Origin of the sequence: Kitasatospora sp. NPDC001539 (assembly GCF_040298565.1) — a bacterium.
GTDB lineage: Bacteria > Actinomycetota > Actinomycetes > Streptomycetales > Streptomycetaceae > Kitasatospora.
On the sequence record NZ_JBEPAK010000200.1, the window covers coordinates 1 to 13071 of the forward strand.

At 75.2% G+C, this 13071-nt stretch carries 10 protein-coding genes and 1 pseudogene; 4 read left to right on the forward strand and 7 right to left on the reverse strand.

Annotated features, from left to right (window positions below; genetic code table 11):
* Nucleotides 1-394: 394 nt before the first annotated feature.
* A complete protein-coding gene (locus ABT247_RS25420; RefSeq protein WP_350746279.1) occupies nucleotides 395-1603 on the forward strand; it encodes a DUF2690 domain-containing protein in 1209 nt (402 codons plus the stop codon).
* On the opposite strand, the gene ABT247_RS25425 is transcribed toward ABT247_RS25420, so the two are convergent.
* The 5 genes from ABT247_RS25425 to ABT247_RS25445 form a co-directional block, all read right to left on the reverse strand.
* Nucleotides 1591-2784, reverse strand: a complete 1194-nt coding sequence (locus ABT247_RS25425) for an RNA polymerase sigma factor (protein WP_502892503.1) — start codon at nucleotides 2782-2784, stop codon at nucleotides 1591-1593. The genes ABT247_RS25420 and ABT247_RS25425 overlap by 13 nt on opposite strands.
* 154 nt (nucleotides 2785-2938) lie before the next feature.
* Entirely contained in the window at nucleotides 2939-4843 is a 1905-nt protein-coding gene (gene dnaG / locus ABT247_RS25430) for a DNA primase (protein ID WP_350746285.1), read from the reverse strand.
* A gap of 125 nt (nucleotides 4844-4968) precedes the next feature.
* Nucleotides 4969-6279, reverse strand: coding sequence for a deoxyguanosinetriphosphate triphosphohydrolase (locus ABT247_RS25435; protein ID WP_350746288.1), 1311 nt, complete (start codon nucleotides 6277-6279; stop codon nucleotides 4969-4971).
* A 193-nt stretch (nucleotides 6280-6472) separates the two neighbouring features.
* Entirely contained in the window at nucleotides 6473-7468 is a 996-nt protein-coding gene (locus tag ABT247_RS25440; protein WP_350746291.1) for an SGNH/GDSL hydrolase family protein, read from the reverse strand.
* A gap of 191 nt (nucleotides 7469-7659) precedes the next feature.
* Nucleotides 7660-8604 (reverse strand): PAC2 family protein, encoded by a 945-nt coding sequence (locus ABT247_RS25445; protein ID WP_350746293.1) that lies wholly within the window; start codon nucleotides 8602-8604, stop codon nucleotides 7660-7662.
* Between the two features lie 676 nt (nucleotides 8605-9280).
* Between ABT247_RS25445 and ABT247_RS25450 the strand changes: the two genes are divergently transcribed.
* On the forward strand, nucleotides 9281-10015 hold the full coding sequence (locus tag ABT247_RS25450; RefSeq protein WP_350746296.1) for a GNAT family N-acetyltransferase: 735 nt from the start codon (nucleotides 9281-9283) through the stop codon (nucleotides 10013-10015).
* Here ABT247_RS25450 and ABT247_RS25455 read toward each other — a convergent pair.
* On the reverse strand, nucleotides 10005-11267 hold the full coding sequence (locus ABT247_RS25455) for an ADP-ribosylglycohydrolase family protein (protein ID WP_350746299.1): 1263 nt from the start codon (nucleotides 11265-11267) through the stop codon (nucleotides 10005-10007). The genes ABT247_RS25450 and ABT247_RS25455 overlap by 11 nt on opposite strands.
* Before the next feature lie 113 nt (nucleotides 11268-11380).
* On the opposite strand from ABT247_RS25455, the gene ABT247_RS25460 reads away from it, so the two are divergent.
* Nucleotides 11381-12376: a hypothetical protein gene (locus ABT247_RS25460; RefSeq protein ID WP_350746302.1), complete on the forward strand. Its 996-nt coding sequence runs from the start codon at nucleotides 11381-11383 to the stop codon at nucleotides 12374-12376.
* A 55-nt stretch (nucleotides 12377-12431) separates the two neighbouring features.
* On the opposite strand, the gene ABT247_RS25465 is transcribed toward ABT247_RS25460, so the two are convergent.
* Entirely contained in the window at nucleotides 12432-12938 is a 507-nt protein-coding gene (locus tag ABT247_RS25465; RefSeq protein WP_350746305.1) for a ribonuclease, read from the reverse strand.
* A 43-nt stretch (nucleotides 12939-12981) separates the two neighbouring features.
* Here ABT247_RS25465 and ABT247_RS25470 point away from each other — a divergent pair.
* Nucleotides 12982-13071, forward strand: a pseudogene (locus tag ABT247_RS25470) (alpha/beta hydrolase); the annotation flags it as partial.

Consider the following 13071-nt stretch of genomic DNA (forward strand, 5'->3'; position numbering starts at 1 on the left):
GTCGTGTATCTTGTGTTCCATTTGTTGGCCTCCCACGCGACCGCCCGGCCGCCGGGGGGGCGGGCGCGCGCCCCCCCCCCCCCGGCCCCCCCGCCCCCGACCGGTGGGGGCGTCCGGGACTCGCGCCGGGCCGATCCCGGCCGGTCGGCCGGGGCCCGAGCGAAGCGGCCGGAGCGGCGAACCGCGCCGACCAGAGCACTCTGCCCGACGAGCACTTAAGTGTTCGAGCGCTCCCGGGGGTTGTGAGACACTTCCGTCCGTCTCAACGCCATGACCTGGTGTTTGGGACGCCAGGCCGCTGAGGTTGGAGAAGGAGAGACACCGAACGGCCCGGGCCGGGCGCACTCTCCCGCCCCGTCCCCGTGTCCCGTCTCGCGACCGTTGGAGGGCCGCATTGGCTTCCGCCTGGAAGGAACTGCCCGAGGAGCTGCCCCCAGCCGCCCGACGGCTGGCGGAGGAACTCCGCGCCCTCAAGGACGCCACCGGACTCTCGCTGGCGGAACTGGCCGGCCGGACCCACTACAGCCGGGCCTCCTGGGAGCGCTGGCTGAACGGCAAGCGGGTGGTGACCGAGCAGGCACTGGAGGCCCTGGTCGCGTCGGTGGAGTGCGACGCGGCGGAGCTGCGGCGGCTGTGGCGACTGGCGGTGGAGCCCGTGGGCGTGCCGGCCGACCGGACCGCTCCGGCTGATCCGTTGGACTCGGTTGATCCCGTCGATCTGGCTGATCATGTCGACCCGGTTGATCCCATTGGTCCGGCCGATCCCGCTGACCCGGCCGAAGCGGGCCGCCCCGACGACCGGAACGGCCAGGCCGAGCGGGCCGAGAAGGCGGAGCAGACCGAGGCCGAGGAGGCCGTCCGGCCCGCCCTCCCCTGGTGGCGGAGCCGGGCGGCGCTGGCCGCGGGCGCGGTGGTGGTGGCGCTGCTGGTGGTGCTGGTCGGTCTGCGGGTCACCCGGCACGACGAGCAGGCCTCGGCGGCCGACGTCCCGGCCCCGCCCGCCGTCCCCAGCGCCCAGCCCGTCCCGTCCGCGCCCGTCTGCCGCGCCGTCGGCTGCGCGCACAAGGACCCCAAGACCACCGGCTGCGGCAAGGACGCCCGGACGCTGCAGACCCAGGTCGTCGGCAAGGTCGTCGTCTACCTCCGGTACAGCCGCACCTGCCAGGCCGCCTGGGCGGCGATCACCGAGGGCGAGCCCAAGGACTACGCGGTGATCACCGACAGCACCGGGGACAGCGAGACGGCCATGATCCACTGGGGCTACGACAACTACTCGGCCATGCTGAACGCGGCGGACCCGGCGGTCGGGTTCCAGGTCTGCGGCTATCAGCCGGCCGGACACGACTGCACCGGGACCGTGGCCGACCTGGCCTCGGTGGTGGCCTCCACCCCGATCCCGATCGGCCCCGCCTCACCGCCCCCGGGCACCGGAGCCACGGCGGCGGCAACGGCTACGGCAACGGCTACGGCTACGGCTACGGCGGGCGACCCGACCGGCCCGGCCGTTTCGACCGGTCAAGCCGACCCGGCGGGTTCCACCCGGTCCCCGGCCACCGACCCGGCCCAGGCCTCGCCGAGCCCGTCCGCCCCTCAGTCCAGGTAGCCGCGCAACTGGTCGGCGTAGGCGTGGTCGCGGAGCTTGACCAGCGTCTTGGACTCGATCTGGCGGATCCGCTCCCGCGTCACGCCGAACACCGCGCCGATCTCCTCCAGGGTGCGCGGGCGGCCGTCGTCCAAGCCGTAGCGGAGCTTGACGACCTGGCGCTCCCGCTCGCCGAGGGTGGCGAGCACCGCGTCCAGGTGCTGGCGCAGCAGCAGGAAGGTCGCGGACTCGGCGGGCGAGGCGGCGTCGGCGTCCTCGATCAGGTCGCCGAGCGCGAGGTCGTCCTCCTCGCCGACCGGGGTGTGCAGCGAGATCGGCTCCTGGGCCAGCCGGAGCAGCTCGCGCACCCGCTCCTCGGTGAGTTCCAGGGCGGCGGCGATCTCGGCCGCGGTCGGCTCCAGGCCGCGTTCCTGCAGCAGCGTGCGCTGGACCCGGACGACGCGGTTGATCAGTTCGACCACGTGGACCGGCACCCGGATCGTCCGGGCCTGGTCGGCCAGCGCCCGGCTCATCGCCTGCCGGATCCACCAGGTCGCGTAGGTGGAGAACTTGTAGCCGCGGGCGTAGTCGAACTTCTCGACCGCCCGGATCAGGCCGAGGTTGCCCTCCTGGATCAGGTCCAGCAGGGTCAGCCCGCGGCCGACGTACCGCTTGGCGACGGACACCACCAGGCGCAGGTTGGCCTCGATCAGACGGCGCTTGGCGATCCGGCCGAGGACCACCAGGGTGTCCAGTTCACGGGCCAGTGCGTCCGGCGGCGGAGGGTCACCGTCGAGCCGCTCCTCGGCGAAGAGGCCGGCTTCGATCCGGCGGGCCAGCTCGACCTCCTCGGCGGCCGTGAGGAGCCGGATCCGGCCGATTTCCCGCAGGTACTGGCGCAGCAGGTCCGCGGACGGGGCCACGCCTCCGGCGGATTCGACGGAGTCGGCGGAGTCGGCGGAGTCGGCGGGCTCGAGGGCCTCGTCCGGGCCGTCGGACTCCTCGGCTTCCGGCTCCGGCTCGGCGACCGGGTCCAGGCTGTCGGGGTGGCCTTCCGGCAGGCCCTGCGTGGGGATCCGGGCACCGCCCGGGAGCGCCGCCCCGGCCCGGCCGTGGTCCGTCTCCTGCGCCGCGGCCGGTTCGGCGGGCTCGGTTCGTCTACTGGCGGTGGTCGCTGCGGCGAGGCCTTGCTCCACGGGCATCCCCTCGGGGCGGGCGCGACTGTGTCGGACCCGCACTGGTCGGAGACAGGACGCCCTCCAGTGTGCGGTACGCCACACTCCGCGGCCGAGACTCGTGCGCCGACTTTCTGTGCAGCGGGCTTCCGCCCGTCGCACGGCGGGCTTCCGCCCGGGCCTACAGCGCGGCCGCGCCCCGGCTGCGGAGCTGCTGCCCGTACTGCTGGAGCTGCCACAGCTCGGTCTGCACCGCGCGCAGTTGCTCGGCGTCGGCCCGGGGGCCGAGCCGCTGGAGGTAGCCGCGGACCTCGTTCACCCGCCGGTCGACCGCCAGCAGGCGCAGCTTGACCAGGAACTCGCCCGCGTAGATCGCGTCGGCCTTGCGGCGCGACCGCACCGGTTCGACGGTCAGTTCCGTCACCAGCGAGCGCACCCGGTCGTCCGGGGCCGCCTCGCGCACCGCGCTGGTGAAGTCGGGCAGGGTCGCCCCGTACGCCGCGCCGCCGGCCTTGGCGATGGCCTGCCGGACGGCGGCGTACGGCGGGGTCGGGAACTCGTCCTCGCCGTAGTGGTCGAAGGCCGGGCTGACCAGGTCGGGGTGCTGGAGCGCCAGCTTGAGCAGTTCACGCTCGACGAACTGGGCCGGGTCGCGCGGGTTGAGCCGGAAGGCGGGCTGGGCGGGGCGCTGCGGCTGGACCGGCTCCGGGCGGCGGGCGCCCGCGCCGCGCGGGTTCTGCTGGCGCTCGCGGTCCCAGCGGGCCAGCTGGGAGACCCGGCGGACCACGAAGGGCTCGTCCAGGATCCCGAGCATGCCGGCCAGGCGGACGGCGTACTCGTGCTGGATCGAGCGGTCCTTGATCTTGGCGACGATCGGGGCGGCCTCCTCCAGTGCCGCCGAGCGCCCCTCGGGGGTGTCGACCCGGTGCCGGGCCACCACGGAGTTCAGCGCGAACTCGAACAGCGGGACCGGGTTGTCGATCAGCTGCCGGACCGCCTCGTCGCCCTGGGCGAGCCGGAGCTCACAGGGGTCCATGCCGCCGGGGCTGACCGCGATGGAGGTCTTGGCGGCGAACTTCTGGTCGTCCTCGAAGGCGCGCAGCGCGGCCTTCTGGCCGGCCGCGTCACCGTCGAAGGTGAAGACCGTCTCGCCCCGGTACTGCGAGGTGTCCATCAGCAGCCGGCGGATGATCTTGATGTGGTCCTCGGCGAAGGCGGTGCCGCAGGTGGCCACCGCCGAGGTGACCCCGGCCAGGTGGCAGGCCATCACGTCGGTGTAGCCCTCGACCACCACCGCCCGGCCCGACCGGGCGATCTCCTTCTTCGCCAGGTCGATGCCGTACAGCACGTGGGACTTCTTGTAGATCGGCGTCTCGGGGGTGTTCAGGTACTTCGGGCCGTTGTCGTCCTCGCGCAGCCGGCGGGCGCCGAAACCGACCACCTCGCCCGCGATGTCCCGGATCGGCCAGACCAGCCGGCCCCTGAAGCGGTCGATCAGCCCGCCGCGCTGGCCCTGCGAGGCCAGGCCGCCGACCAGGATCTCCTTGTCGCTGAACCCCTTGCCGCGCAGGAAGCGCACCAGGTGCTCCCACCCCGCGGGGGCGTAGCCGACGCCGAAGGTCCTGGCGGCCTCCTCGTCGAAGCCGCGCTCGGCCAGGAACCGGCGGCCGATCTCCGCCTCCGGCGAGGCCAGCTGCTCCTGGTAGTAGGCGGCGGCCACCTTGTGGGCCTCGACCAGGCGGGTCCGCTCGCCCTGCTGGTGGCGGGGGCTGTAGCCGCCCTCCTCGTAGCGGAGGGTGATCCCGGCCTGGGCGGCCATCCGCTCGACGGCCTCGGCGAAGGTGAAGTGCTCGATCTTCATCAGGAAGGCGATGGTGTCGCCGTTCTCCTGGCAGCCGAAGCAGTGGAAGACGCCCTTGGCGGGGTTCACGTAGAAGGAGGCGGACTTCTCGTCGTGGAAGGGGCAGACGCCCTTGTACTCGCCGCCGCCACCGTTGGTCAGCTGTACGTAGTCGCCGACCACCGCGTCGATCGGCAGCGCGTTGCGCACCGCCTGTACGTCTTCGTCCCTGATCCGCCCGGCCACCCCGGAAGTCTACTGGGGCGGCCGGGGTTTCCGGCCGGGCTCCCGGCCCGCTGTCGGCGGCCGGGGGCCGGGAGCCCGGGGCCGGGAGCCCGGTGGCCGGCCGCTACCAGCCCGGAGGCCGGCCGCTACACCCAGGCGGTGCCGACGAGCTTGGCGTGCAGGGCGAGCGCCGAGGCGTCCGTCAGGGTGGCGATCTGGTCGATGACCGTGCGCAGGGCGGCGCGGTCGTCCTCGGCCTCCTCGTACATCGCGGCGAAGACCGGGTCCAGCCCCTCGGGGGCTCGCTGGGTGAGGACGTACGCCAGCTCGGCGATCACGATCCGCTGGCGGGCGCGCAGCTGGGCCTGCTCGTCGCGCTGCATGACGAAGCGGACGGCGACGGCCTTGAGCACCGCGCACTCCAGCCGGACCTCCCTCGGCACCACCAGTTCGGCGGCGTAGCGGGTGAGCCGGCCCGGGCCGTAGCGGGCCCGGGTGGCCTGCTCGGCGGCCAGGCAGAAGCGGCCGATCAGCTGGCTGGTGAGGTCCTTGAGCCCGGCCCGGGCGCGCGCCGTGCCGTCGTAGCTGCGCGGCCACCACTCCTGGGCGAGCAGCCGGTCCAGGGCGGCGGCCAGCTCCTCGGGCTCGGCGTCCGGGGCGTAGCGCTCGGCGACCTTGAACAGTTCGCCGCGCTCGCTCGGGGCGCGCAGCGCGTCCGGGTGGATGTGGCCGGCCTGGAGGCCGTCCTCCACGTCGTGGGTGGAGTAGGCGACGTCGTCGGACCAGTCCATCACGGTGGCCTCGAAGCACTTGCGCCCGGCCGGGGAGCCGGCTCGCAGCCAGCGGAAGACCGGGAGGTCGTCGGCGTAGACGCCGTACTTGTGCGAGGCCGGGTCGGTGGGGTGGGCCCCCTTGGTCCAGGGGTACTTGGTGGCGGCGTCGAGGGCGGCCCGGGAGAGGTTGAGGCCGACGCTGCGGCCGGGCCAGGGGGCGAGCCGGGCGGCGGGCTGCTCGCCCCGGGGGGCGAAGCGCTTGGGTTCGAGCCGGGTGAGGATGCGCAGCGACTGGGCGTTGCCCTCGAAGCCGCCGCAGGCCTCGGCGGCCTGGTCGAGGGCCTCCTCGCCGGTGTGGCCGAACGGCGGGTGGCCGATGTCGTGGGCCAGGCAGCCGGTCTCGACCAGGTCCGGGTCGCAGCCCAGGGCCGCGCCCAACTCCCGCCCGACCTGCGCGCATTCGAGGGAGTGGGTGAGCCGGGTGCGCGGGAAGTCGCTGCGCATCGGGGCGACCACCTGGGTGGTGCCGGCCAGTCGGCGCAGCGCCGCGGAGTGCAGCACCCGGGCGCGGTCGCGCTGGAACGCCGTACGGCCGGGGCGCTTGTCCGGTTCGGGGACCCAGCGGGCCTCGGCGGTGTGGTCGTACGCGATCGGGGCGGCGAGGCGGTGCGTGGTGTCATCCATATGACATTCACGGTACGCCGCACCTCCGACACGCGGGGTGTGCCGCGCGCGAAGGAGCGCGGGCCGGGGCGTGAACGGCGGGCAGCGCGCCGGTGCCCGCCTCCCGCGAACCGCTCGTACCCGGACGGCCCAGTTCCCCCGGCCGCCGGGGGCCGGCCAGCCTGCCACGGCCTCGGGGGCCGGTCCGCTCCGGTCAGCCCCGGACGGCCTTGAGCAGGGCGGCGGCCATCCCCTCCTGTCCCCTGGCGTTGGGGTGCACCGGCGCCAACCCCCCGGCCGGGAGCGGCGGCTCGATCCAGCGGGCGCCCTCGCCCGCGCACATGTCGTGCCCGGCGGAGGGGCCGGCGGTGTCCACGAAGACCGCCCCGGCCGCCTCCGCGCGCTGCTTGAGCATCGCGTTGAGCTGCTGCTCCTTCTCCGTCAGGAACCCGAGGTCCGCCGGCGCGAGCGTGGTGCCGAGCACCGGCACGCAGCTCGCCGGATCGGCCGGGAGCAGGGCCGGGTAGCCGACCACGTAGACCCGGGCCTGCGGCGAGCGCCGCCGGATGTCCTGGAGGACCTGGGAGACCTGCTCGCCGGCCGCGTCCACCCTGGCCCGGAGCTGGTCGTGGCCGCCGGAGGAGTAGTGGTCCCGGCAGGGCGCGCCCCCGCGTTCCTCGCCGACCAGGCTCTTCACCGCGTCCACCAGGGTGTCCTTGGCGCACTCGGTGAGCACCTCCATGAAGCCCGCGTCATTGCCGCCGATCCCCACGGTGACCAGCCGGGTGGCCGGGGAGAGGGCGTCCAGCTGGGCGGGGTTGGACCCGCCGTCGGTCCTCTGCGGGGCCCGCAGGTCCCCCGTGCGGGCGCCGCTGCAACTGACGTCCCGGAACTGCGAGGGCGGCAGGTCGAGCGCCTTCGCCACCAGTGCGGGGTAGTCGACCCCGGAGCGGAGGCAGCCGCTCGGCTCGCCGACCTGCGGGGCGATCCTGATCCCGGCCGTGTACGAGTCGCCGAGCGCCACGTACGGCCCGGTGGGCACCGGGGTCGGGGTCGGCGTCGAGGTGGCCGCGGCGGCCGTCCGCCCGGGCAGCGCGCCGGCGAAGCCGGGCCCCGCCGCGCCCGGACCGCCCCCGCCGCTGCACCCGGCCAGCAGCAGCGCGGCCAGCCCGGCCGTCGCGGCGACGGTCGGGCGTGTGGTCCTCGGCATGGTGTCCCCCCGGGGGTACGAGTCGCGGGCAGCTCCGTACGGCGGCCCGTCCCCCGGGCACCCCAGGGTGCAACGCGCGGGCGGCGGCCGATGACTCCCGGCCGGGGCGGAACCACCCGCCCGGCCGACTCCGCCGCCACGACGCCGTGTTGGGCTCCGGCGCTGCGCGGCGCCTTCGTGAGCCCCCGGGGCTACTCGGCGCCGCGCTCGTGCTCGGCGAGGAACTCCTCGAAGCGCCGCCCCAGCTCGTCCGCCGAGGGCAGGTCCACCGGCTCGGCGAGCAGGCTCTCCCGGCCCTCCGCGCCCACCACCGCGTCGTACTGGCCCTCCATGCCACGGATCGCCGAGCGCAACTCGCCGTCCCCCTGGGCCAGCTGCTCCTCGATGTCGGCGTAGACCTCGCCGACCCGCCGGCGCAGCGCTTCACCCGGCAGCACCAGGCCGGTGGCGGACTGCACCGCCTCCAGGATCAGCACGGCGGCGGCCGGGTAGGCCGAGCGGGCCACGTAGTGCGGGACGTGCGCGGCGAAGCCCAGCACGTCGTGCCCGGCCTCGGCGAGGCGGTACTCCAGCAGGGCCTGGGCGCTGCCCGGGACCTGCGCCTGCTCGAACCACTGCGGGTAGCCCGGCGCGAGGTCGAGCCGGTTGCCGTGCGGGGTCAGGCCGACCGGGCGGGTGTGCGGGACGCCCATCGGGATGCCGTGGAAGTCCACGGCGAGGCGGACCTCGAAGCGCTCGACCAGCTCGCGCACGGCCCGGGTGAAACGCTCCCACTCGACGTCCGGCTCGGGGCCGCTGAGCAGCAGGAACGGCGCGCCGGCGGCGTCGCGCACGAGCCGGAGCAGGATCTCCGGAGGGTCGTAGGACGTCCACTGGTCGCGGTCGAAGACCATCGCGGGGCGGCGGGCCCGGTAGTCGACCAGGCGGTCGTGGTCGAAACGGGCCACCACCTGCGGCGATCCGGTCTCCAGGAGGTGCGCCACCACCTGGCCGCCGGCCTCACCGGCGTCCATGAAGCCCTCGAAGTGGTGGAGCAGCACCAGGCCGGCGCCGGTGTCGCGCAACTCCGCGGCGGCCGCGGCCACCGCGGCCACGCCCTGCTCGTCCAGCTCGTACAGCGCCTGGAAGTCACGCACGCGCACCCATCCCCGTTCTCTGCTCGACCCGATCCGTCCGGCCTGTCGTCCTGTCCAGCGCGCCGGGCGGCGCCGGAATTCCCGCCGCGGCGAACGGGCCGCCGGACGCCCCGGGGCGGCACCCGCCGCACGGCCCGCCGGACGATCCCGCGGACCATGATCGCACCCGGCGGCAAAGCCCCTGGTCACGGGTGTTCGGCCGCCCCGTCCCGAGCGCGCCGCGCAGGCCCGCGCCGCCATTCGCGTGCCGCGAAGTGACGCACCGCCTTCTGGCGGGTATCGTCCTCTCGCTGCCTCGCATCGTCGCGTCGTCGTCACGTCGTCCGTAACGCCGTCGGCCACGTCCCGGATCGATGCTCCGGCAGCCACCCACGACGCATCTTGCCTTCACCTGGCCGCCTGCTTCCCTTCGCGCACTCGTCTCCTTCTCGGCCATTTCGCGGACGCACACTGTCCCCTCGCTCTTCCCGCCGGACCGGTCCGAGGATCCGTGTCCGTTCCGGCACCCGCGCCGCCCGTTCCGGGCCGCCGCCCCCCGCACCGCCCGACCGGAAGCCTCCGGCATGCACGGGTACCCGGAGGGCGGGGACCGGCCCGGGACGTCCGAGTCCACCGCACCCCGTGCCGCACCCCGGCGCGGGAGGCACCCTACGACCGATGAAGGACCGAAGGTTCCGTGCCCGTACCTGTCATCCTCACCGGCCGCACCGTGCGGCTGGAGCCCCTCGCCGCGCACCACGCCGAGGCCATCGCCGAGGCCGGCGCCGAGGACCGTACGACCTACGCCTTCACCCCCGTCCCGCACGGTCTGGAGGCCGCCCGCGACTACATCGCGCGGGCGCTGGCCGACCAGGCCGCGGGCCGGTCGCTGCCGTTCGCGACGGTGAGCGTCGCGGACGGCCGGGTCGTCGGCTCCACCCGTTTCCTGGAACTCGACTACTGGCAGGGCCCGCTGGTGTGGCCGCCGGTGCCGGGCGTGCCGTTCGGCGATCCGGAGACGGCCGTCCCGGACGCGGCCGAGATCGGCAACACCTGGCTCTCGCCGCGCGCCCAGGGCACCGGCATCAACACCGAGGCCAAGCTGCTGATGCTGCGACACGCCTTCGAGGTCTGGGGCGTGCAGCGGATCTCGCTGCGCGCGGACGCCCGGAACATGCGCTCGCGGGCCGCGATCGAGCGGCTCGGGGCGACCTCCGAGGGTGTCCGCCGGGCGCACTCGCGCGGCCTGGACGGGGTGGTGCGCTCGACGGCGTTCTACTCGATCCTGGACTCCGAGTGGCCGGCCGTCCGGGACATCATCGAGCTGCGGATCGCCGCCGCCACCTCGCCGAGCGCCCCGGATCCGGCGATCAACCAGGAGTGCCTTAGACACGGCGGCAGCGGCGCCGGGCAGCTGATGATCACGGCCTGAACGGCACCCTCCGGCCGGTGGCGGCCGTTTCCAGGATCCAGGCCAACACCGCCTGGTCGCGGGAGTCGTCGGGCGGGCCCGGTCGGCGGTCGCGGCCCGTCTCGACGACCGCCGACACCGGGCGCCAGCCACCGCGGAGCCGGGCGACCGCCACCTCCCAGACCGGACGGCCGTCCGGCGCGCGGCAGATACTGACCGCGCCCTCGTGGGTGTGCACGGCCCAGCGGCCGTCCAGCGCGTCCGTGTGCCGCGCGGTCCGGATGCGCTGCCACTGCTCGTCGCTCCACTGCACGTCGGGGACCGGGTGCGGACCCGGGACCAGCATGTCCGCTCGGCCCCGCCCTTCGCTGACGGACCCGGGTTCGGGGAACGCCCAGTCGGGCAGCGGCTCGCGGGCGGCCCGCCAGCCCGCGGGGATCCCGTCGCCGCCGGTGTACGAGGCGACCACCCCGCCGGTGATCGCGGCCACGGTGTCCATGTCACCGCCGGCCGCGATCGCGTCCCGCACGGCGGCCGGGTAGTCCGCGAGCCTGCGGGCGGCGCACCACAGGGCGTACGGCACGGTGTCGGCCGCGGAGGTCCGGCTGCCGTTGCCGAGCACCCGGGCGGCGACCCGGACGTCCGGCTCGTCCAGCAGACCGATCGCCTCGGTGAGGCCGTCGTGGACGGCGCCCGGCGGGGTGCGGTGCCCGACCTCGGCGAGCAGGTCCGCGGGCGTCGTGCCACCGGTCCGGGCCCGGACGGCCAGGGCCGCGGCCACCGCGACGGCGACGGCCCCGGCCACCGCCTGCGGGTGGGTGTGGGTGATCACCGCCGTCCGGGCGGCCAGTCGGACGACCTCGTCCAGGTCCTCGGCGTACGCCGCTCCCAGCGGAGCGACCCGCATCGCGGCGCCGTTGCCGTACGAGCCCTGCCCGTCGAAGAGTCCGGCGGCCAGCGCCGCGGCGTCACCGCCCTCCCGGATCAGCCGGAGCATCCGGTTGGCGGCCGGGCCGTAGCCCCGGTCGAAGTCGTGGCGGCCGGCGAAGGCGTGGGTGAGGTCGAAGGCGTCGATCGTGCCGCGTTCGCGGTGGGCGGCGTACACCGAGCAGGCCATCTCGGTGTCGTCGGTCCACGGCCAGGGGCCGGGCGGTTCGGTGCGGGAGTCGAAGTGGGCCCGGGCGGTGGCCGGGACGAAGAACTGGGCGCCGAGGGCGTCGCCGACGGAGAGGCCGTCGAGCGCGTCGAGCGCGGAGCGGTCGGGTTCGGTCATCATGTGCACCCAAGCCCACCGGTTCTGCCGCCGTTTCGTCAACACCGTTGCTCCGGTGTCCCCGAAGGGGGATGTTTCGCATACCTCCGATCCGGGTGGGGCAGCACCGGGGTATGACCCGCGCGAACCCGCTCGACCCCGTCGCCCTGCTCGGCGCCGACCAGCAGCACATCGCCACCAGGGCGCAGCTGCGCCGGCTCGGCGTGCCCTCCGGCACGATCGCGCACCGGCTGCGGCCGGGCGGCCCGTGGCAGCAGGTGCTGCCACGGGTGATCTGCCTGCAGAGCGGGCGACTGACGGTGCATCAGCGGCTGCGCGCCGCACTGGCGTACGCGAGCCCGAAGGGGCGGGAGCCGCAGTCCGGGGAGGTGCTGCTCACCGGACTGGCGGTGCTGGCCGACGCCGGGCTGCCGAGTGCCGGGCACCCCGCGGACGTGGCGGCGGTGGACGTCCTGATCCCGTCCCAACGGCGGGTCGGCGACAGGGAGTTCGTACGGGTGCACCGGGCGTCCGGGGCGATGCCCGGCGGCTTCGAGCGGGACGACGGGCTGTGGAGTGCGACGGTCGCGCGGGCGCTGGCGGACCTCGCGCCGCGGGGCGTGCCGCCGCGCCTGTTCCGGGCGCTGTGCGCCGAGGCCGTGCAGCGGCGGCACTGCGAACTCGGCGAGCTGCTGGACCAGTTGCTCGCCCGGCCGGGGGCGCTCGCCCTTCCTCAGGTGGCCCGGGTGGTGGAGGACCTGACCGCCGGGGTGCGTTCGGTGGTGGAGGGCGAGGCCAGGGAGCTGCTCGCCCACGCGGGCCTGCCCGAACCGCTCTGGAACCCGCTGCTCTTCCTCGACGGCCGCTTCCTCGCCGTCCCGGACGCCTACTGGCCGCACGCCTGCGTGGCCCTGGAGATCGACTCCCGCGCCTACCACCTGCGCCCGGCCGACCACGAACGCGGCCTCGCCCGGGCCAACCGCCTCACCACCGCCGGGCTGCCGGTGGTCCGCACCACTCCGGTCCAGCTGCGGCGCGACCCGGCCCCGGTGCTGCACGAGTTGACCGCCCTGGTCACCACCGGGCCGCACGGCCCGCACGCCCGGATCACCTGGCGCCGGGCGCGCTGACCCGGGCAGCTGACCGGCGGGAACGGGGCCAGGGCGCGGTGACCGGGCAGCGGGTTCAGCAGCGCGGGTCGATCTCCTGGAAGGTGGCGTAGTGGTCCGGCGACCAGTACTGCTCACCCCCGGTGCCGGTGACGACGCGGCGGGTGCCGCGGTCGTTCGAGCCCGGGGTGACGACGGTGAACTCGTGGTAGTAGCCGCCGGACTTCCTCGGCAGCCGGCTCTCGCGGTTCTCGAAGACGATGCCGTCGCGGTTGTACGGGTAGGGGCCGCCCTTGGCGATCAGGGCGAGGGTGTCCTGGGCCTGGCTGGGGAGCTTGCTGCGGCAGACGTCGGCCAGCGCCGGGTCGGCGGGGACCCAGGTCCCGGCGGCGGTGGCGCCGCCGGAGGGCGGGGACGGCTTGGGGGCCGAGGACTTCGTCGCGCCGGTGGCGCTCGCGGCAGCGCTCGCGGGGGACTTGGGGTGGCCGCTGCCGCCCCTGCCGGCGAGCAGGTAGCCGGCTCCGGCGAGCACCGCCAGGATCAGGACGGCCACGACGACGAGCGGGCTCTTGCTTCTGGTCATGCGGTCCAGCTTGGCAGGCCCTGGCTCCCGGCCGGCCCGGGAACCCCCGGCGCTGATCCTCCTCGGCCACCCTCCCCTCGGCCTGCGCACGATGTACCCCCGACCGGTGGCCCGCGCCCGGCAGTCCGCCGCG

Bases quoted from the DNA above. Each gene is read 5' to 3' on its own strand.
- ABT247_RS25425 (WP_502892503.1), bottom strand. From the start codon at position 2,784: ATGCCCGTGGAGCAAGGCCTCGCCGCAGCGACCACCGCCAGTAGACGA.
- ABT247_RS25435 (WP_350746288.1), bottom strand. From the start codon at position 6,279: ATGGATGACACCACGCACCGCCTCGCCGCCCCGATCGCGTACGACCAC.
- ABT247_RS25440 (WP_350746291.1), bottom strand. From the start codon at position 7,468: ATGCCGAGGACCACACGCCCGACCGTCGCCGCGACGGCCGGGCTGGCC.
- ABT247_RS25455 (WP_350746299.1), bottom strand. From the start codon at position 11,267: ATGACCGAACCCGACCGCTCCGCGCTCGACGCGCTCGACGGCCTCTCC.
- ABT247_RS25460 (WP_350746302.1), top strand. From the start codon at position 11,381: ATGACCCGCGCGAACCCGCTCGACCCCGTCGCCCTGCTCGGCGCCGAC.
- ABT247_RS25465 (WP_350746305.1), bottom strand. From the start codon at position 12,938: ATGACCAGAAGCAAGAGCCCGCTCGTCGTCGTGGCCGTCCTGATCCTG.